The sequence below is a fragment of the Alsobacter sp. genome, from assembly GCF_059501845.1.
Map to the genome: position 1 here is coordinate 913738 of NZ_JCACDK010000018.1, position 20572 is coordinate 934309.

At 67.6% G+C, this 20572-nt stretch carries 17 protein-coding genes and 1 pseudogene; 16 read left to right on the forward strand and 2 right to left on the reverse strand.

Annotated features, from left to right (window positions below):
• Positions 1-81: 81 nt before the first annotated feature.
• Genes AC5JCN_RS19190 through AC5JCN_RS19205 form a run of 4 tightly spaced genes read left to right on the forward strand, consistent with a single transcriptional unit; the run spans position 82 to position 2155 of the window.
• Positions 82-342 carry a hypothetical protein gene (locus AC5JCN_RS19190; protein WP_495756690.1) on the forward strand — a complete coding sequence of 87 codons (261 nt, stop codon included), beginning with the start codon at positions 82-84 and terminating at the stop codon, positions 340-342.
• 23 nt (positions 343-365) lie between these two features.
• Positions 366-722 carry a hypothetical protein gene (locus AC5JCN_RS19195; protein ID WP_495756691.1) on the forward strand — a complete coding sequence of 119 codons (357 nt, stop codon included), beginning with the start codon at positions 366-368 and terminating at the stop codon, positions 720-722.
• 51 nt (positions 723-773) lie between these two features.
• Entirely contained in the window at positions 774-1373 is a 600-nt protein-coding gene (locus tag AC5JCN_RS19200) for a 2-hydroxychromene-2-carboxylate isomerase (protein ID WP_495756692.1), read from the forward strand.
• Positions 1370-2155 (forward strand): HesA/MoeB/ThiF family protein, encoded by a 786-nt coding sequence (locus tag AC5JCN_RS19205; RefSeq protein WP_495756693.1) that lies wholly within the window; start codon positions 1370-1372, stop codon positions 2153-2155. The genes AC5JCN_RS19200 and AC5JCN_RS19205 overlap by 4 nt, the downstream gene beginning before the upstream one ends.
• A gap of 24 nt (positions 2156-2179) precedes the next feature.
• Here AC5JCN_RS19205 and AC5JCN_RS19210 read toward each other — a convergent pair whose 3' ends face one another.
• A complete protein-coding gene (locus AC5JCN_RS19210; RefSeq protein ID WP_495756694.1) occupies positions 2180-3151 on the reverse strand; it encodes a tetratricopeptide repeat protein in 972 nt (323 codons plus the stop codon).
• 185 nt (positions 3152-3336) lie between these two features.
• On the opposite strand from AC5JCN_RS19210, the gene AC5JCN_RS19215 reads away from it, so the two are divergent.
• From AC5JCN_RS19215 to AC5JCN_RS19270, 12 genes and pseudogenes are all read left to right on the forward strand, one after another.
• Entirely contained in the window at positions 3337-4728 is a 1392-nt protein-coding gene (locus tag AC5JCN_RS19215) for a leucyl aminopeptidase family protein (protein ID WP_495756695.1), read from the forward strand.
• A 64-nt stretch (positions 4729-4792) separates the two neighbouring features.
• Positions 4793-5143, forward strand: coding sequence for a MarR family transcriptional regulator (locus AC5JCN_RS19220; RefSeq protein ID WP_495756696.1), 351 nt, complete (start codon positions 4793-4795; stop codon positions 5141-5143).
• Complete coding sequence (locus AC5JCN_RS19225) at positions 5140-6003, forward strand: C40 family peptidase (RefSeq protein ID WP_495756697.1); 864 nt, start codon at positions 5140-5142, stop codon at positions 6001-6003. Before AC5JCN_RS19220 ends, AC5JCN_RS19225 begins: the two co-directional genes overlap by 4 nt.
• A gap of 65 nt (positions 6004-6068) precedes the next feature.
• Complete coding sequence (locus AC5JCN_RS19230) at positions 6069-6377, forward strand: cupin domain-containing protein (RefSeq protein ID WP_495756698.1); 309 nt, start codon at positions 6069-6071, stop codon at positions 6375-6377.
• A 95-nt stretch (positions 6378-6472) separates the two neighbouring features.
• Positions 6473-7021: pseudogene (locus tag AC5JCN_RS19235) on the forward strand (class I SAM-dependent methyltransferase); the annotation flags it as partial.
• 759 nt (positions 7022-7780) lie between these two features.
• On the forward strand, positions 7781-9811 hold the full coding sequence (locus tag AC5JCN_RS19240) for a methyl-accepting chemotaxis protein (RefSeq protein ID WP_495756699.1): 2031 nt from the start codon (positions 7781-7783) through the stop codon (positions 9809-9811).
• A 200-nt stretch (positions 9812-10011) separates the two neighbouring features.
• Complete coding sequence (locus AC5JCN_RS19245; RefSeq protein ID WP_495756700.1) at positions 10012-11115, forward strand: acyltransferase family protein; 1104 nt, start codon at positions 10012-10014, stop codon at positions 11113-11115.
• 179 nt (positions 11116-11294) lie between these two features.
• Positions 11295-12413, forward strand: coding sequence for a sulfite oxidase (locus tag AC5JCN_RS19250; RefSeq protein ID WP_495756701.1), 1119 nt, complete (start codon positions 11295-11297; stop codon positions 12411-12413).
• A gap of 175 nt (positions 12414-12588) precedes the next feature.
• Complete coding sequence (locus AC5JCN_RS19255; protein ID WP_495756702.1) at positions 12589-15276, forward strand: GAF domain-containing protein; 2688 nt, start codon at positions 12589-12591, stop codon at positions 15274-15276.
• A 35-nt stretch (positions 15277-15311) separates the two neighbouring features.
• Positions 15312-16652, forward strand: coding sequence for a sensor histidine kinase (locus AC5JCN_RS19260; RefSeq protein WP_495756703.1), 1341 nt, complete (start codon positions 15312-15314; stop codon positions 16650-16652).
• Positions 16649-17035: a response regulator gene (locus AC5JCN_RS19265; protein WP_495756704.1), complete on the forward strand. Its 387-nt coding sequence runs from the start codon at positions 16649-16651 to the stop codon at positions 17033-17035. The genes AC5JCN_RS19260 and AC5JCN_RS19265 overlap by 4 nt, the downstream gene beginning before the upstream one ends.
• Positions 17032-18267, forward strand: coding sequence for an adenylate/guanylate cyclase domain-containing protein (locus tag AC5JCN_RS19270; RefSeq protein ID WP_495756705.1), 1236 nt, complete (start codon positions 17032-17034; stop codon positions 18265-18267). Before AC5JCN_RS19265 ends, AC5JCN_RS19270 begins: the two co-directional genes overlap by 4 nt.
• A gap of 125 nt (positions 18268-18392) precedes the next feature.
• Here the strand turns inward: AC5JCN_RS19270 and rpoD are convergent, their stop codons facing one another.
• Positions 18393-20414, reverse strand: coding sequence for an RNA polymerase sigma factor RpoD (gene rpoD / locus AC5JCN_RS19275; protein ID WP_495756706.1), 2022 nt, complete (start codon positions 20412-20414; stop codon positions 18393-18395).
• Positions 20415-20572 lie beyond the last annotated feature (158 nt).

A 20572-nucleotide genomic window follows, 5' to 3' on the forward strand; every position in this document is an offset into this window, starting at 1 on the left:
TACCGTCGCGCCAGGCCCGGCCCTGGTCGATGTAAGGCGGACGTGGGAGTCCCCCTCTCCCCTGCGGGAGAGGCGTGCGGGGTGAGGGATCATCCGGGGGTCGACAGCACGCCCCGTCCGTGGCTTGCTGACCGCTTCACGGGGGAGCACAGCAAGCCGATGGCGACCTTCCAGGCCACGATTCTGACGCTCGCCTTCTGCAACGTGGTCGTGTATGCCGCCGCAGCATTGCGTGCCCGCGGCCTCGCCGGCAGTCCCCCGGCGCTGCGGGCCGCCAACCGCATGGGCGGGTCCCTGCTGATCGGGGCGAGGGTCGCCGCCGTGAGTATCCGGCACAGTTGAGGCCGGCCGCGAGGGAGTCGCGAATGACGTCCAGGCCGCTTCGTCTGCTCCTCCTGGCGCCGCTGGCCGCGGGCGTTCTGCTGCTCGCGCCCGGCCCGGCGTTCGCCAAGAAGGATTGCATCAAGACCTACAACAAGCAGGGGCAGGTGACGGGAGAGTACTGCGCCGACGGCCTGACCGACCCCGCTCCAGGAGGCAGCGACCAGACGGCGGAGGGAACACCGGCCATCGTCGATCCCGGGCCCGCACCCGACCCGGCCGGCACGGCCGCCAAGGCGGGCCGCAAGCGGGCGCAGCCGAAGGGCATGGATATCCGCTGCAGCGCGGCTCAGAAGTCGGCAGGGCAGCGCTGCACGGGCGTCTTCGACCTGAGCCTGTGAGCGCCGGCCGCTGCGCTTGCGCAGGGGAGCGGCCCTGCTAGGGTCCGGTGCATGTCCTCAACGATCGACTTCTGGTTCGAGTTCGCCTCGACCTACTCGTTTCTCGCCGCTGAACGCATCGACGGTCTGGCTCGGGACCGCGAAGTCGCCGTGCGCTGGCGCCCCTTCCTGCTCGGGCCGGTGTTGAAGGCGCAGGGCTGGACGACGTCGCCCTTCCTGGTCCACGAAGCGAAGGGCCGCTACATGTGGCGCGACATGGAACGCTGGTGCGACAGGCTGGGTCTTCCCTTCCGAAAGCCGGACGTGTTCCCGCAGAACGGTCTCCACGCCGCCCGCGTCGCCCTGGCCTTGCCGGAGGACGCACGCCCGGCCTTCGTGCGGGCCGTTTATCGCAGCGAGTTTTGCAGCGGCCTGGACATCGCCAATCCCGCCGTGGTGGAGGATTGCCTTCGCCAGACCGGCGCCGACCTCGATCCGGCGCTCACCGCGGCGCAAACTCCTCTCGTCAAGGATGCTCTGCGCCGCGAGACCGACACGGCCATCAGCCTCGGCGTCTTCGGTGCCCCGGCGCTCGTGACGGCGGATGGCGAACTGTTCTGGGGCAACGACCGTCTCGAGGAGGCGCTCGACTGGGCGGCGGGACGGAAATGAGCCTCTCGCCTGCCGAGGTCGAGCGCTATGCCCGCCACATCGTGCTGCGCCATGTCGGCGGGCCGGGCCAGCAGAAGCTCCGGGCGGCGCGGGTCCTGGTCGTCGGCGCAGGCGGCCTCGGCGCGCCCGTGCTGCAGTACCTCGCCGCGGCCGGAGTGGGCACGCTCGGCATCGCCGACGACGACACGGTCTCGCTGTCGAACCTGCAGCGCCAGGTCATCCACGGCACGCCGGACATCGGCCGGCCCAAGGTGGAGAGCGCGGCCGACGCCATCGGCCGGCTCAACCCGCATGTGAAGGTCGAGGGACATGCCGTGCGGCTCACACCTCCGCACATGGACGAAGTGCTGCGCGGCTATCACCTCGTCGCCGACGGGTCGGACAATTTCGACACGCGCTATGCGGTGTCGGACGCCTGCTACCGTCTCGGGCTGCCGCTCGTGACGGGCGCGCTCGGCGCCTTCGACGGCACGCTGACGACCATACGCGCCCATGAGGTGGCTGCGGACGGCACGCCGAACCCCACCTACCGCTGCCTGTTCCCGTCGCCTCCGCCGCCCGGGACCGTGCCGGCCTGCTCGGAAGCGGGCGTTCTCGGCGCGCTTGCCGGGGTGCTCGGGGCCATGATGGCGCTGGAAGTGATCCGCGAGATCGTCGGCTTCGGCGAGGGGCTGGTCGGCCGGCTGTTGATGCTCGATGCGCTCTCGATGCGCTTCGAGACGGTTCAGTATGGCTGGGACCCGGAGAACACGCTCAGCGGGACAGCGACGGAGCGCGTCTGAAGACGCGCGGTCCGGAGAAGCGCGCTACTGCGCCTCGTCGACGGCCGCCACCGGCGCGCCGCTGGTGCGCGGCGTCTGCGGGACCGTCGTCAGGCCGGCGGCCTCGTCCAGGCGCATCGGACCCCTCGGGGCCTTGGCGTCGACGCTGCGGATCTGCGTCCAGGGGTCGCCCTGCGCCACCGGCGGCAGCTTCTTCGGTTTCGGCCTGGTCGTGGCCTTGCTTTGGGAGGCGCCCGAGAGATCCTTCATCGCGGTGACGCTCTGCGCTGCCTCGACCGGCGACTGGTCACGCCGCGCGATCGTTTCGGCCTCGCCGTGCTTCCCCTGGAGGCTGAGAACGAGGGCCAGGTTCTGCCGGACCCGCGCATCGGCGTTCGGCAGGGCTGCCGCGCGGCGCAACGTGGCTTCCGCCTCGGGCAGGCGCTTGCTGAGCGCGTAGGAGAGGCCGAGATTGGTCAGCACCCCCGGCTCGTCCGGGCTGATTTTGAGCGCGGCGTTGTAGAGGTTCTGGGCCGAGGCGTGGTCGCCGAGTTGGTCGGCTGCCACACCCTGCGCGGAGAGGATGCGCCAGTCCGGCCGGTCCGGCGTGTGGGCGCCCGCGAGCACCTCCTGCGCCTGCTGGAAGTCGCCATTCTCCAGCAGCGCCTTGCCGTAAGCGGCGAGAATGTCGGTATCCTTCGGTGCCTTGATGGCGGCGGCCTGCAGCACGGCCACGGCCTGCTGCCGCTGGTCCAGCGCGCTCAGCGCCCTCGCATAGTTCAGCGAGGCCTGCTTTTCGCCGGGCTTCGCCTCGTAGCGGCGGCCCCACTCGTCGGCGTAGGAGCGCCAGGCGTCGGCGCTGCCCGGGGTGGCCGTGCTGCCGATCGAGCCCGTGACGGAAGGATCTCCGCTGCCCTTCTTGTTGCAGCCAGCGGCGCCCAGCGCGACCAGCGCCACGACGGCCAGTGCAGCCGTCCGCCTCGCCGTCCACTGTCCCCGGGGATCCGCCGCGCCCATCCTCGCCTCCGCAGCACCGCGCCCATCCGGGCGCAAACAACCTCAAGTTGCAGTCATAGGTTGTTAACCCTAACGGTCGGTTAACCACGGGCGTCCGGGCTGAGCCCGAATGCGCGTGCGAGGCCTGCACTGGAGGTCGCCGCACCGGTGCTGCTAGACAGGTGCCACACCCCGGGAGAGCCGCCTTGCACCAGTCCCTCGTCGCCGCCATCGATCCCGCCGCCGCCTCGGCCATTCCCTTTGCCGTCGTCACCAGGGACAATTGGGAGGAGGTGGCAGCGCGCATCGGCGCTCCCGCAACGGCTTTCGCCCGGGCGCAGGGCTTTGACGGAAAGGCGGGCACCAGCGTGGTCCTGCCGTCGCCAGAGGGCGGCGTCGCGGCCGTGCTGGCAGGGCACCCCGAGGGCGGCGACCCGTTTTCCCCGGCGAAAGGCGTCACGAGCCTGCCTGCCGGCCTTTACCGGCTGGAGCCGGGATCGGCCGATCCCTCGGCGACGCTGCTGGGCCTGCTGCTCGGGCTCTATGCCTTCACCCGTTACAAGGGAAAGAGCGAGGCCAGGGACATCCGCTTCGTCGTTCCCGACGGGGTGGACGGCGGGGAGGTTGGAAGGCAGGCCGACGCGGTGGCATTCGCCCGCGACCTCGTCAACACGCCCGCCAACGACCTCGGCCCGGCGGAACTCGAAGCGGCGGCGCGGGCCTGGGCCGCGCGCATGCGGGCCTCCTTCAATTCCATCGTGGGGGACGATCTGCTGGCGCAGAACTTTCCGCTGATCCACGCGGTGGGCCGCGCCTCCTCGCGGCCTCCGCGGCTCATCGACATCACCTGGGGCGAGACCTTCCGGCCGAAGGTCACGCTGGTCGGCAAGGGCGTGTGCTTCGACACCGGCGGCCTCAACATCAAGCCGGACGCCGGCATGCTGCTGATGAAGAAGGACATGGCGGGCGCGGCAACGGCGCTCGCCGCCGCGCAGATGATCATCGAGGCGAAGCTTCCCGTGCGGCTGCGCGTCCTGATCCCGGCCGTCGAGAACGCCATTTCCGGCTCGGCTTTCCGGCCCGGCGACGTCATCCCCAGCCGCAAGGGGCTGAGCGTCGAGATCGGCAACACCGATGCCGAGGGCCGTCTGGTCCTGGCGGATGCGCTGGCACTGGCCGACGAGGAGGAGCCCGACCTGCTCCTCGACTTCGCCACACTCACCGGCGCCGCGCGCGTGGCGCTGGGCCCAGACCTGCCGCCCGCCTACACGGACGACGAGGATCTCGCCGCGGCGCTGGTCGCCACGGGCCAGTCCGTCAACGACCCCGTCTGGCGGATGCCGCTGTGGAAGCGCTACGAGTCGATGCTCGACAGCAAGGTCGCCGACATCAACCACATCTCGGGCGGTTCATACGCCGGCTCCGTCACGGCCGCGCTGTTCCTGCGCCGCTTCGTGGAGCGGGCGAAGAGCTGGGCCCATTTCGACATCTTCGGCTGGACCCCTGTAGCTCGCCCGGGCCGGCCCGAGGGCGGCGAGCCGCAGACGGCGCGGCTGGTGCTGTCATTGGTTCGTCAACGATACGGAGCATCGGCCTGACCACGGGACTTGCCGCGCCGCCGGCCGGCTGAAATGATACGGGACCGTAACGATCGGGTCCCGCATGTCCGTCAGTTTGCGTCCCCTGCAGGCCCTGCGACTCTGGCACGACGTGATGCTCGATCTCGTGCGCGACGGGGAGCACGACCTGTCCGCCCGGCAGACGGCCATTCTCCTGACCGTCTACCTGGAGACGCCTCCGCACACCGTGCGCGGACTTGCGGCTAAGCTCGGGGTCAGCAAGCCCGTCATCACCCGGGCGCTGGACACGCTCGGCGAGAAGGAGCTCCTGGCCCGCCGGCGCGACGAGGTGGACAGGCGCAACGTCGTCGTGCAACGCACCGTGAAGGGCGCGCTGTTCGTCGAACATCTCGGCGACGTGGTCGTGGCGCGCAGCAGGGACCTTCCGCGATGACCGCCTTTGACCGCCGCCTCACCCCCGCCCGCCCCGACCTCGCCGCAGCCCATCTCGCGGGCAAGGTGACGGCCGACCGCTTTGTCGAGGGCCGGGCCATGCGCGTCGACCTGCCGGTCGCGCCGTTGCGGCGTTCGCCCGCGCCGGACGCGCCGCTCGACACCGAGGCGCTGATGGGCGAGGCGGTGACCGTCTACGAGAGCGACGAGGAAGGCTGGGCCTGGGGCCAACTCGCAGCCGACGGCTATGTGGGGTGGCTGCCCGCCGAGGCGCTGCGGCCGGCGGACGCGTTTCCCGCCCCGACGCACCGTGTCGCGCCGCTCCGGAGCTTCGTCTACCCCGGTCCCAGCATCAAGCTGCCGCCCTCGGCGGCCCTGTCGATCGGCTCCTCGGCCTCCGTTGTCCGGAGCGAGGGAGACTTCGCCGTGCTTGCGACGGGCGGCTTCGTCTTCGCCAGGCACCTGGTTCCGCTGGGTGAGAGCGAGCCCGACTTCGTCGCCGTCGCCGAGTGCTTCGTCGGCGTGCCGTATCTGTGGGGCGGCAAGACCAGCCTCGGGCTCGATTGCTCCGGCCTCGTCCAGGTGAGCCTCGCGGCCGCGGGCCTTTCCGCCCCGCGCGACAGCGACATGCAGGAGGCAGGCCTCGGGTCCGCCCTGCCCGGCGAAGCGGACCTCGCGCGCGGCGACCTCGTGTTCTGGAAAGGCCATGTCGGCATCCTCGTGGATCCCGTCACGCTGCTCCACGCCAGCGGCCACCACATGCTGGTGGTGCGCGAACCGCTCGCCGCGGCGCGCGCCCGCATCGCGTCCGCCACCGGTGCAGACTGGACGGGACTTCGAAGGCTCGCCGCCGGCTCATGATCGTGCTTGTCCGCGCCCGGTGAAACGCTACGTTCCTGCAACGTCACAGATCGAAAGGGCGGACGATGAGCGAGCGTGTCAGCCGGTTCACAGCCCGGCCCCCTGCGATTCCGACCGTTCACCTGGAGAGCGAGCGCCAACGCACCACCGAGTGGCGCTTTCCGCCCGGCGCACATACGGGATGGCACCGCCACGGCTGGGACTACGTTGTCGTACCCATCACCTCCGGCGAGCTGACACTCGTTGACGCGCAGGGCGAGCGAAAGGCAAAGCTCACGGCCGGCGTGCCTTACGAGCGCCGTGCCGGCGTGGAACACGACGTCGTCAACGACAATGATTTCGAGTTCATCTTCATCGAGATCGAGATCAAGTAGGACGTCGGGCGGACGGAGGTCATCGGGTGAGAGGTCGCGAGCAGGCAGTCCGCCGGAAACCTGCGCACAGGAGCGGCCCGCTCTGGGCCTCAAAGCTGGCGGACGAAGCCCGATTTCTCCGAAGCTGGCTGGAGAACCCGAAGACGACCGGCGCCATCACGCCGTCCGGGCCAGCGCTGGCCCGCGCCATGGCCCGTCGCGTCGATCCCCGCCTGCCCGGGCCTGTCGTGGAACTCGGGCCCGGCACCGGGCCCGTCACCGAGGCGCTGGTCGAGCGCGGCGTGGCGCAGGAGCGGCTGGTCCTCGTCGAGTACGACGCTGAATTCTGCGCGCTGCTCGCCCGGCGCTACCCGCGGGCGCGGGTCGTGCAGGGAGACGCCTACGCGCTGACGGTGACGCTCGCGGGCGTCCTCGACCATTCCGTCGCCGCCATCGTCTCCAGCCTGCCGCTGCTGACCCGTCCGGAGCGCGACCGCGCCCAGCTGCTTGCCGATGCCGCGCGGATCCTGGCGCCCGGCGCTCCGTTCGTGCAGTTCACCTATGGCGTCACCTCGCCGGTCCCGCGCCAGCCCTGGCTGGTGGCAGAGGCTTCACCGCCGATCTGGCGCAACATCCCGCCTGCTCGGGTGTGGACCTACCGCCGCTCGCCGGGGGCCGAGATTTCGCCGGTGCTGCCGCCCGACCTCATCGACCGTCTGCGCAGCGAGCTGCGCGACCGCAGCGGACGGGTGCGGGAAGAGTGGCTCGACCGCGCGACCCGTGCGCGCATGGAGTGGCAGGCCCGCTCCGGCCGCGTCCGCGCCCATGAGGGTCTCGCTTTCCTCCGCCGTCTCGCCGAGGCGGACGAATGCGGCGTCCGCCCGCCCAAGACGCGCCAGCGGACACGGCGCGACGGGCCTGCCTAGGGTCCGTGTTCTGTGCCGGAAAGCACAGCCTGAGTTGACGAGGTGGTTCGCCACCCCATCCGATCGGATCGCGCGACAGCGTCGGTTCGGGCGAGCGCCAGATCACGCGGATCATACGAAGGGGAAGCGTCGGTTCTGCCGGCTCCTTCTCCACCTGAAGCCTTGAACGGCGAACGCGCGGATGTGCCAATCTAGGGTCCGTCAAAACGGGGCATGCTCCACCCGTAACCACATGACTACGCCAGTGCCTCAGCTTCGCTTTGCATGTTTGCCATTTATCAATCCGTTCGTGCAATTACTCCGCGAGTCGCGGTATTTGGTTCGCGCCACAGTTTAGTCGTTCCCTGGTGAGGCGCGCCCACACTATTCAGCTCACGAAAAATCTCTTTCCGCATTTCCTGGGACAAACCGGCCTCCGGCAAAACACAGCCTTTTTTTGCTCATTGTCGCACCGGGACGGCCACAACGCCCGGATTACCCATGACAAAGGGTTGAGCCATGAAAAATATCTCCTTGAGCGTGCTTTCCACCGTCCTCGTCGTGGTGCTTTGCGTGTTGTCGGTTTTCGTAGGCGTGCTCGGCATCGTCAGTGTTCGTACGATCCAGCACAACGGCAACGTAATCGCGTCGAGCGCCCTTCCCTCCGTTCGCATCCTCGGCGAGATCAACGCCGATACGCTGCTCGTCCGCCTTGCCGTCCGACGGTTGATGCAGGCGGACAAGCCGGAGGCGATCGACCGTTCGGTGAACGACATCAAGGCGGCTCAGGAGGAACTCCGCAAGGACGCTGCCCTCTATGAAAACCTGATGTCCAGCGCGGAAGAGCGCGCGAACTGGGCGATATTCGAAGCCGGGTGGGCGAAGTATGGCGAGATCATCGATCGGGTGACATCGCTCGTCAGGGCGGGAAAAAGCGCCGAGGCGATAGCGCTTCAGGATGCGACCCGAGCGGAGACGGTCGTCGTCGCGTCGAAAGCTTTGAACGACAACATCGACCGAAACAACCGAGAGGCCGACGCCCTATCCGCTCAGGGCGCGCGCTTCGCGGCGACAGCCATCGCGATCGGTCTCGTTGCAATGGCCGTGGTCGTTCTGGTCTCGATCGGGACGTACCTCATGCTTCGCACCCGCATCGTCTTGCCCATCCGCTCGATCACACGGGCGATGAAGGATCTCGCGTCGGGGACGCTGTCGATTGACGTACCGTTCACGGACCGTCACGACGAACTCGGCCAGATGGCCGGCGCTGTCCAGGTCTTCAAGGAAAACGCGGTCCGTGTGAAAGCGCTGGAGGAAGAAGAGCGGGCGATCGCGGCCGAGCGGCTTCGCCGGGCGCAGTCGGTGGTCGAGATTGTCAGTGAGGTGGGCGAGGTCGTGCGCCGCGCCGCCGATGGCGACTTCAGCGCCCGGCTGCAGGTCACGACGGACGACCCGGACATGCGACAGCTGGTCGCCGGGATCAACGAGATCAACCAGGTCGTCGACGCCGCGACGAGCGAGTTCGCAGACGTGCTCGGTTCTCTTGCGCAGGGAGACCTCACCCGCACGGTCCGCACGGCCTATCGCGGCCGCTTCGACGCGTTGAAGCAGGCGCTCAACGAGACCATCGACCGCCTGTCGGCCACGGTATCGACCATCCAAGGCACGGCGCGCGAGGTGAGCGTGGCCGCAGGAGAGATCAACACTGGGGCCAGCGACCTCTCGTCCAGGACCGAGCATCAGGCCTCCTCGCTCGAGGAGACCGCCGCCACCACGGAAGAGCTCGCGGCTTCCGTGAAAGCGTCGGCGTCGTCGTCCCGCATCGCCGTTGACCTGGCCGAACAGGCCATGGGTGTCGCGCGCGGCGGCGGCGACATCGCCGGCAAGGCGGTGGATGCAATGTCGCGCATCGAGAGCGCAAGCCAGAAGATCTCCGACATCACCGGCGTCATCGATGAGATCGCCTTCCAGACCAACCTCCTCGCCCTGAACGCCGCGGTCGAGGCGGCCCGTGCCGGCGACGCGGGTAAGGGCTTTGCGGTCGTCGCGTCCGAGGTGCGAACCCTGGCGCAGCGCTCTTCCGAGGCGGCCAAGGAGATCACGGCGCTGATCAACGCATCCGTGTCCGAAGTCGGTCAAGGTGTGCAACTGGTCCGGTCGGCAGGCGAGGCGTTGAGCAAAATCGTGCTCGCCTCGCAGAAGGTGACCTCCACGGTCACGGAGATCTCCGCAGCCGCGACTGAGCAGGCCAACGGCATCGACGAGATGAGCCAAACCGTCGCGCACATGGACCAGATGACGCAGCAGAACGCAGCGCTGGCGGAAGAGAGCGCCGCCTCTGCCGCATCTCTGTCTGAGCAGATCTCCCGGCTCAACGAGCTTGTGGCGACGTTCAAGGTCAATGGTTCCAGCGCCGTCGCCACGGCCATGCCTGCAAGCCCGCGCGGGTTGCGGGAGCAGGCCCAGCAGGCCTTTTCCAGGCAGCGTCCGCGTAGGACTGCGGCGGTCGAGCCATCCGCATCGCGTAGCGGGACTTGGGACACGTTTTAGAGCAGGCTTCTCTTCACTCGGGACCATGGCCTGAGTCCCCCGGGAGGCCACTCGCGCACTCTTCGGGGGACACGAGATCGAGCAGTTCCAACTCCCTGACCCGCGGTCCTCCCTCCTCAAAGCACACTCTGGTCTGTTTACGCTTTCAAGCTAGCGTGCCCTGCAAGCAGGTGAACGACGTTGCGGGAAGCGCTGGGTCAATGCTGAAGCCTCAGGCGGCACACCCGCGTACCACCCATCACTACGAGATTCTGGACGGCTTGCGGGGCGTCGCGGCGGTCTGTGTCGTCCTGTTTCACCGGCATTATTGGATGCCGTCCAGGCACTTCCTGGATCACGGGTACCTCGCCGTAGACTTCTTCTTCTGCCTGAGTGGGTTCGTCATCGCCCACGCCTACGGCGCCCGGCTCGCGAACGGGATGACGTTCCGCCAGTTCGTCGTCGTGCGTGTGATCAGGCTGTACCCGCTGCTTGTCCTGGGCGCTGTCGCCGGTGGCCTCGTCGCTCTGCAGGGTGCGATGCGGGCTGGACAGGACATCACCGGCGCCGAGTGGGTGGCGATCGCGGCCGCGCTGCTCTGCCTCCCGACTGTCTCGCCGGTGCACCAATCATTCGGGTTCTCGGACAACGCCTTTCCCGTCAATGGTCCGCAATGGTCGTTGTTCTTCGAGATCTGCGTCAATTTCCTTTTTGCGGCGCTTTTCAAGTACTGGACCACCTTACTGACGGCATTGCTCGTCGTGGCGAGCGCCTTGATCGTCATGTCTTTCGGTGTGGCCGGGAATCATTTCGACGACCTGCTTCTCGGGCTGCCGCGAGCTTTGCTCTCGTTTGGAATGGGAGTGCTTCTGAGCCGGGCCCGAGCCGGAAAGACATCGCACACGTCGTCCGCCGCGTTCTTCCTGCTCTCCGGCGCGCTCATCGTGCTATTCTGGCCCGACTTGATGCCGTTCAACGACAGCGCCTATGAACTGGCCTGCATCCTCGTTGCATTCCCGGCCATCGTTTGGTTCGGCTCGAAATACGAGCCTGGAGAAAGAACCCGCAAGATCTGCGACATCAGCGGCCGCCTGTCGTACCCGCTCTATATTCTTCATTTCCCGATCCTGCGGATGATGGATCAAGTGGTCCCGCACAGCCCGGCGGGGGTGCTGGCGTCCTTGCTCGTCTGCGTGGCCGCGGCATACGCCGCAAGCCGATGGTACGACGAGCCGTTACGTCAGTGGATCATGCTCCGCTCCACCACGCGCTCAACCCCGAACACGATGGCGACAGTCACTCGAACCGAAAGTGCGAGACCGTGACCGACGGTCGCTGAAAGCCGATCGATCGCACGCCGGGACCGATCTGCCGGGCTCGGCGCTCAATCTGAACAACTCGGCGCCCGACCCGCCGGGGCGACCTGCAACTCCGCGAGGCCGCGGCGCATGACACTGCCGGTGGCGGCTGCCAAACTCTCCCCGCGGTTCAGGAGAGACGGCCCATGATTTCGACCAACGCACAGCCCGGACTGATCGTGCGGCAGAAGCTCCCGCTGAACCTCGAGTTTCCGTTCTCGACCTTGTCCAGCTACCTGACGCCGAGCGACCAGTTCTACGTGCGCAATCATTTTCCGGCGCCTGAGCTGGATCCCGGCACCTTCCACCTGCGGGTCGAGGGAGCCGTCGAGCGGCCGCTGTCCCTCACCCTGAAGGACCTGCATGCGCTGCCGCAGGCTGAGCTGACGGCCGTCATGGAATGCGCTGGCAATGGCCGGGTGTTCTACGAACCGGCGCGCGAGGGACTGCAGTGGCAGACCGGCGCCGTGGGCAACGCCCGCTGGACCGGCGTGACACTCTCGTCGGTGCTCGACGCGGCCGGTGTGGCTCCCGGCGCCTGCGAGGTCGTGCTGGTCGGGGCCGATCGCGGTGAGGTGGATGGTGGGAAGAAGACGGCGTCTCCCGGCAGGATTGCCTTTGCGAGAAGCCTTCCGCTCACGAAGGCGAGGCAGGCCGAAGTCCTGCTCGCCCATTCCATGAACGGTGAACCGCTGTCCGGCGAGCACGGGGCACCCCTGCGCGCCGTCGTCGGCGGGTGGTACGGGATGGCCTGGATCAAGTGGCTGACGCAGATCCGCGTCGTCGACGTTCCGTTCTCCGGCTACTGGCAGACACGGGACTATTTCCGCTGGGACCGGAGTCTGGGCGAGCCGATGCTCGTTCCGCTGGGCAGGATGGAAGTGAAGTCGCAGATCGCACGCCCGGCGGCGGGGGCTCGGCTCAGGGCAGGGCAGCCTGTCCTCGTCACGGGCGCCGCCTGGAGCGGCGAGGCCAGAATCGCCTCGGTCGAGATCGCGGTCGAGGGAAGCGGCGCAACGGACTGGACGCCGGCGCGGCTGCAGCCGCAGGACCACTCGCATGGCTGGTGCCTTTGGGAGTTCCCGTGGACCCCGACCGAGCCCGGTCGTGCATCGCTGCGATGCCGGGCCCGGGACGAGCACGGGGCGGTCCAGCCCGATACCCAGCAGACGGACCGGGAAAGCTATGCCGCGAACTGGATCGTACCCGTCGACGTGCAGGTAGCGGCGGCCGACTCGGACCCAAGCGACGACTTCGTCATCTAAGGGCGGGCGAAGGGTTGCAGCATCGCGGGCATCGCCTGCCCCGGCCCGACCGGCCTCGCGCGTGCGCCAGGGTCTCGTCATCGAGCAACAAAGGAGCTTTGCGCGGTCCACCAATTTGTTTCATGGATAGGGCTTGAGCGCTGCAGGTGCGGTCCGTTCAGGCGAGGGGTGTTCAATGTCGGGCAAGGCCGGACACCATGCCGGACGAAGATCTCAGGCTGAAGATCCTTCACGGGAGGAGCTGATCGCAGCGCTGGCCGAGGCTCGCGCCGAGCAGGCTGCGACGTCGGATGTTCTGGCAGCCATCAGCGACAGCAGGGTCGATCTCGAGACCATCCTGGTCCGGCTGATAGTCGCCGCGAACGAACTCTGCGGCGCCAGCCGTGGCGTCATCTGGCTGATGCAGGGCGGCCAGCTCGTCCTGGGCGCGCAGGTGGGCTATCCGCCGGAGTGGGTGACCCACGTCCTGGCCAATCCCGTCTCGCCCAGGGCGGATTCCGACACGGTCAGCGGTCGCGTGGCGGTGACCGGCGAGGTCATCAACGTCGCCGATCTTCCCGACGATCCGCGCTTCTCCGGCTACGCGGCGCACAGGATCGGCGACTACCGCGGATGCCTTGCCGCCCCCCTCGTCAGCGACGGAGCCGTGGCGGGCGTTATCGTCCTGACGCGACCGGAACCGGGATTGTTCACCGGGCGGCAGGTGGATCTCATCCGCCGGTTCTCCCACCAGGCAGTGGTCGCCGTCGAGAATGCGCGGCTCCTCTCGGCGACGCGCGAGGCGCTCGAGCGGCAGACAGCGACCACGGAAATCCTGCGTGTCATCAGCGAATCCCCCACCGATGCGCGGCCGGTCTTCGACCGCATCGTGGAGACTGCAAAGCACGTCCTGCGGTGCGAGACCGTGGTGGTCCTGCTGTGCGATGGCGACACGTTCTACGCCGCGTCGATCATGACGTCGCAAGGCCTGGTGGCGGACCTCTCGCGCCGGCGGCTGCCCATCGACGTCAACGCCAACTTTCCGTCGCGGGTCATCGTCGGGAAGACGCTCGTGAACTACCCGGACTGGTCGGTCATCGACCTGCCGGACCACGAGCGCAAGGTGCAGGCGGAGCTGGGCGTCAGGTCGTCGCTGTTTCTCCCGCTGATCCGCGACGACGAGTGCATCGGCGTGCTGGCGCTTGTGTCCGGCCTCGCCAACAATTTCGGCCCGGGTGAGATTGCGCAGGCCGAAGCCTTCCGCGACCAGGCGCTGATCGCCATCGAGAACGCGCGGCTCTTCAACGAGACCCAGGAGGCGCTGGAGCAGCAGCAGGCATCGGCGTCGATCCTGAGCGTGATCAGCAATTCGGTCGCCGACACGAAGCCCGTGTTCGAAAAAATCCTGCAGAGCTGCCGCTACCTGTTCGGCGGCGACGAGATCGACGTGCTGCTGGTCGACGAAGACGGCCAACTCACCATCGGCGCCTATCTCGGCGACTATCACGACGTTGTCGCGCCGACCTTTCCCGCGCCTGTCGAGCGTACACCGGCAGGCCGGGCGATCCGCGAGCGGAAGGCGGTGCACTGGCCCAATCTCGTCCATGGCGAGGATGTCCCGGGCGTCCTGCGCAAGATGGCGAAGCTGGCCGGATATCGCTCAATGGTGTTCGCGCCGATGCTGAAGGGAGAACGCGGCATCGGCGCCATCGGCGTGGCCCGGTCGACCGGTCCGTTCCAGCCCCGGGAAGTGGCGATGCTGCAGAGCTTCGCCGACCAGGCGGTGATCGCGATCGAGAATGCGCGGCTCTTCAACGAAACGAAGGAGGCGCTCGAGCACCAGACTGCCTCGGCCGAAGTGCTTCAGGTGATCAGCCGATCCGTTTCCGACGCCGCGCCCGTGTTCGACACCATCATGGAGGCGTGCCGCCGCCTTTTCGGACTCGAAGCCGTCGCCGTCTATCTGGTAGAGGGCGACATGGTCCGGGGAGTGGCCCATCTCGGCTGGTCCTACGGGGACTGGGGGCGCGATGCGATGCCGCTCTCCGGCAGCTCGACCGGCCTCGCCATCGAGCAGCGGCGCACGGTCCATTTTGCCGATCTCGGCGAAAAGCCCGACCTGCCCGAGCGCTTCAGGGCGCCGATCCGGGAGGCAGGAGGCCTCACGATCGTCTATGCGCCGATGCTCTGGGAGGATCATGGTGTCGGGTCCCTGGTCCTGTCGCGAAGGCCTGCCCGGCCCTTCTCCGAGAAGGAGCTGAAGCTCGTCCAGAGCTTTGCCGACCAGGCCGCGATCGCGATCCAGAATGCGCGGCTGTTCGACGAGGTCCGCGACAAGACCCGCGACCTTGAGGAGTCCCTAGCCCAGCAGACCGCGACGGCAGACGTGCTGAAGGTCATCAGCCGTTCAGCGTTCGACCTCGACCGCGCCGCGTCGACGATCCTGGAGGCCGCCGCGAGGCTCTGCCGTGCCACCATGGCGACCCTTCACCTGCGCGACGGCGATGTCTGCCGGCTCGCGACGCAGATCGGGATGCCCGAGGACTTCGAGCGGCTTGCCCGCGAGGCCCCTCTCCCGGTCAAGTATCCCCTGCATTCCAGGCGGACGGCGCGGGCGGGCGAGATCGCCCATTTCCCGGACGCCTGGTCCGACCCGGACTACCTCTACACGGAGACGGCGAAGCTCGCCGGCTATCGCGCCATCGTCGTCCTGCCCTTGATGCGCGACGGAGAACTCGTCGGCGTCTTCAGCCTTGCGCGCCCCGAACCGGGACCGTTTTCCGAGAGCAGATCAAGCTCACCCAGACCTTCGCCGACCAGGCCGCCATCGCCATCGAGAACTCGCGCCTGTTCAAGGAGGTCAGGTCCAAGAGCGACGATCTGAGCGAGGCGCTCCGCCAGCAGATCGCGACCGCGGAGGTGCTGAAGGTCATCAGCCGCTCAGCGTTCGACCTGCAAACCGTGTTCGACACGCTTATCACCTCCGCCGTCGAACTGGTCGGCGCGTTCAACGGCACCATCTGCGTGCGCGACGGCGACGGTTTCCGCTATCGGGCCAATTCCGGCATCCAGGGGGATTTCGGCGACTTCCTCGCGAAAAATCCTCCGACACCGGGCCGCGGATCCGCCGCTGGCCGTGTGCTTCTGTCGGGCCGCGTCGAGAGCATTCCGGACGTTCTGGAGGATCCCGACTTCGTGGTGCCCGCCTATGGGCTGAACAAGACGCGTTCCGTGCTCGGCGCGCCGCTGCTGCGCAACGACAGGGTCGAGGGCGCTCTGGTGTTGGCGCGCGTCGAACCCGGTCCGTTCAGCCAGCGCGAGGTCGATATCGTCCAGACCTTTGCCGACCAGGCGGTCATCGCCATCGAGAACGTGCGCCTCTTCAACGAGGTCGAAGCGCGCACGAAGGAGCTTCAGGAGACGATCGACGACCTCCAGCGGACGCAGGACCGCCTCGTCCAGACCGAGAAGCTGGCCTCTCTGGGCCAGCTGACGGCCGGCATCGCCCACGAGATCAAGAACCCGCTGAACTTCGTCAACAACTTCGCCTCGTTGTCGGTGGAACTGGTCGACGAGCTCCGGGACGTGCTGGCGCCGGCGCCCCTCGACGATGCCGTGCGCGGCGAGGTGGAGGAGATTTCGGGGATGCTCAAGGGCAACCTCGAAAAGGTGGCGAGCCACGGCCGCCGCGCCGATTCCATCGTCAGGAACATGCTGCTGCACTCCCGCAGCGGCTCCGGGGAGCGCCGGCGCGTGGACGTCAACGGGGTGGTCGAGGAGAGTCTCAACCTCGCCTATCACGGCGCCCGCGCGGAAACGGCAGGGTTCAACGTGACCCTGCACCGCGACTATGACGGGGAGGCAGGTGAAGCCGAACTCTTCCCCCAGGAGGTCACGCGCGTGCTGCTCAATCTTATCGGAAATGGCTTCTACGCCGTCCGCAAGAGGGGCGAGGCGGCAGGGCAGGGGTACGAGCCCCGGCTGACAGTGACGACGCGAAACCTTGGCCCGGCCATCGAGATCCGCGTCCGCGACAACGGGACCGGCATTCCCGACCACGTGAAGCAGAAGATGTTCGACCCGTTCTACACCACCAAGCCGGCCGGGGAGGGCACCGGGCTGGGGCTGTCCCTGAGCCACGACATCGTCGTGAAGCAGCACGACGGGCGGATCGAGGTTTCGACAGAGCCGGGCAGCTTCACGGAGTTCACGATCACCCTGCCGCGCAGCGCGTCAGTCACGCCGGGGGTCGGAGCATGAGCGTCCTGATCCTCGTCGTTGATGATGAGCCCGACGTCGCCGACCTTTTCCGCCAGCAGTTCCGCCGCGAGTTGCGGGCTGGCCGTTTCACGATGGAGTTCGCACTGTCGGGCGAGGGTGCCATCGAGAGGGTTGCCCGGCAACGCGAAGACGCCAGGCTGATCCTCGTCTTCTCCGACATCAACATGCCCGGCATGACCGGCCTCGAACTGCTGCCCCGTGTCAGGCAGGCGTGCCCCGACGTGCCCGTCATCATGATCACGGCCTACGGCGACGCTGAGACCCGCCGGCTGGCGCAGGAGGGCGGCGCCGCGGGCTTCGTCGTCAAGCCCATCGACTTTGCGCTGCTCCGCGAGGAGATCGACCGGAGGCTGGCGACATGACCACCATCCTCGTGGTCGACGACGAGCCCGATCTCGAGGCCCTGATCCTGCAGAAATTCCGTCGCCGCATTGCGGCCGGCGAGATGCGCTTCGTCTTCGCCCGCGACGGCATGGAGGCGCTCGAAAAGATCGAGGAGACGCCCGATCTCGACCTCGTGCTCTCCGACATCAACATGCCGCGCATGGACGGGCTGACGCTGCTCGGCAAGCTGCAGGAGGCGCCCGAGCCGTTGGCCACCGTCATCGTCTCGGCCTATGGCGACATGTCGAACATCCGCACGGCGATGAACCGCGGTGCCTTCGACTTCCTCATGAAGCCGATCGACTTCGCCGACGTCGAGACCACCATCGGCAAGACGCTGCGCCATATCGGCGCCTTTCGCGAGAGCCGCCTTCGCTGGGTTGAGGCGGAGAAGTCCCGCGCGGCACTCGCCCGGTACTTCTCGCCCAACCTGGCGGCCGAGCTCGCTTCCGCTGCCGCCGGCGTGGACCTCGGCAGCGCCCGGCGCGACGTGACGGCCCTGTTCACGGATGTCGCGGGCTTCACCGCGCTCGTCGAGACGCTGCCGCCGGGCCTGCTTGCCGATCTGCTCAACCGCTATTTCCGGTGCATGACCGACATCGTCTTCAGCCATGAGGGAACAGTGGCGAAGCTGATGGGGGACGCGCTGCACGTCCTCTTCGGCGCGCCGGCCCTGCAGGACGACCACGCCGCCCGCGCTGTCGCCTGCGCGCTCGATCTGGACGAGGCGGCCGAGGAATTCCGGCAGGAGGCCAATGCCGGCGGTGTGGCCTTCGGCGTGACCCGCATCGGCGTCCACTCCGGGCCCGCCCTGGTCGGCAATTTCGGCGGCGGCCGCTTTTTCGACTACACGGCCTATGGTGACACCATCAACACCGCCGCAAGGCTGGAATCCGCCAACAAGGCACTGGGGACGCGGATCTGCGTCAGCGCGGAGACAGCCGCGCGCTACCCCGGATTCCGCGGCCGGCCGATCGGTGACCTCATGTTGCGCGGGCGCGCGGCTCCCCTTCGCGCTTTCGAGCCCCTGCGGCTGGCTGACGAGGATCCGCTCGGCTACGAGGCGGCTTTCGCCAGGCTGGAGGCGGGAGACGCCACCGCGCTGTCGGCCTTCGCCACGCTGGTCGGCGTGCGCAGCGACGACCCCCTGGCCAGCCTGCACCTTCGCCGTCTTCTAGCCGGCCGGACGGACACGTTGCTCGACGCCTGAGCCTCGATGTTCGCTGCAGTTCTGGGGTCTGGGGCGCGCAAAGCAAAACCGCCAGGAGCCCGTGAGGATCCTGGCGGCCACTGGCCCAGATGTTTGGCCTGTCGATCCGGCGCGAGCCGGACGTGTCAGTTGTCGAGGAAGCTCCGCAGCTTGCGGCTGCGGCTGGGGTGCTTGAGCTTGCGCAGGGCCTTCGCCTCGATCTGGCGGATGCGCTCGCGGGTCACCGAGAACTGCTGGCCGACCTCTTCCAGCGTGTGGTCGGTGTTCATGCCGATGCCGAAACGCATTCGCAGCACGCGCTCCTCGCGCGGCGTGAGCGAGGCCAGCACGCGCGTCGTCGTCTCGCGCAGGTTCGACTGGATCGCCGCGTCGATCGGCAGGATGGCGTTCTTGTCCTCGATGAAGTCCCCGAGATGCGAATCCTCCTCGTCGCCGATCGGCGTCTCGAGGGAGATCGGCTCCTTGGCGATCTTCAGAACCTTGCGGACCTTCTCCAGAGGCATGGCCAGCTTCTCGGCCAGTTCCTCAGGCGTGGGCTCGCGGCCGATCTCGTGCAGCATCTGGCGCGACGTGCGGACGATCTTGTTGATCGTCTCGATCATGTGCACGGGGATGCGGATGGTCCTCGCCTGGTCGGCGATGCTGCGCGTGATCGCCTGCCGGATCCACCACGTGGCGTAGGTCGAGAACTTGTAGCCGCGCCGGTACTCGAACTTGTCGACCGCCTTCATCAGGCCGATGTTGCCCTCCTGGATAAGGTCCAGGAACTGCAGGCCGCGGTTCGTGTACTTCTTGGCGATCGAGATCACGAGGCGCAGGTTCGCCTCGACCATCTCCTTCTTCGCCTGACGGGCCTCGCGCTCGCCCTTCTGCACCATGTGCACGATCTTCCGGAACTCCTGGATCTCCAGGCCGGTCTCGGAGGCGAGGTTGTGGATCTCCTGGCGGATGTCCTTGATGGAGTCCTTGTCGTGGGCGACGAAGTCGCGCCAGCCGCGGGTGCCCAGCTTGGACACGCGCAGCAGCCACTTCGGGTCGAGCTCCGAGCCCTGGTAGTTCTTCAGGAAGTCGTCGCGCGAGACCTTGTAGCTCTCGGCAAGCCGCATCAGCCGGCCCTCGAGGCCGATCAGCCGCTTGTTGATGTCGTAGAGCTGCTCGACAAGGTTGTCGATGCGGTTCTGGTTGAGCGACAGCGACTTGACGTCGACGACGATCTCTTCCTTGAGCTTCTTGTACTTGCGCTCCTGGGCGGGAGACAGCGTCGTATTCTGCAGGCGCGACTCGACGTTCTGGTCCTGCAGGCGGCGCAGCTTCTTGTAGGCGTCGGCGATGCGGTCGAAGGTCTCCAGGACCTTCGGCTTCAGCTCCGCCTCCATCGCCGACAGGGAGACGTTGTTCTCCATGTCGTCTTCCTCGAGGTCACCCTCGGGGATCGGCGGCTCGGCTTCCTCGCCTTCGCGCGTGGCAGCGGCGGCGGCAGGCTCCTCGGCCTCCTCTTCGCCCTCTCCCTCACCTTCCTTGGGCGCGCCCTTGCCGTCCGGGCCGGCATAGGTCGCCTCGAGGTCGATGATGTCGCGCAGGAGGACCTTGCCCTCGTTCAGCTCGTCGCGCCAGATGATGATGGCCTGGAACGTCAGCGGGCTCTCGCAGAGGCCCGCGATCATCGCCTCGCGGCCGGCCTCGATGCGCTTTGCGATGGCGATCTCGCCCTCGCGGGACAGAAGCTCGACGGAGCCCATCTCGCGCAGATACATGCGCACCGGGTCGTCGGTGCGGTCCGTCGGCTCGGACTTCTCGGCCTTGGTGACGACAGCACGCGGGGCTGCCTCGACGAGCTCGCCGCCCTCCTCGTCATCGCCGCCGCTGTCGTCGGACGAGCCTTCCGGACGCTCGCTGTCGGCGTCCTCGGATTCGACGACGTTGATGCCCATCTCGTTGAGCATCGCGTAGATGTCTTCGATCTGGTCCGACGAGTTCTGGTCGGACGGCAGAACCTCGTTCAGTTCGTCATAGGTGACATAGCCGCGCTTCTTCGCGAGCTTGATCATCCGTTTGACGGCCTGATCGCTCAGGTCGAGCAGCGGGCTGTCCACCTGCGGAGCATCCGCGGCGTCGCCCTCAGCCTTCTCTGTTGCTTTTGTTGCCATCGCCCGATCGCTCCAGACTGTCGGTCACGTTCCAGTACCGAGACCGGGCACCTGCCCGCCACGCAATCCGCCTCCGGCCTGCATGGTCAAAAGGGCGGTGCCGCCATGGCGATGCCAGGCCGAACCACCCTCGTCACGAACTCAGGTCTGCACTGAAT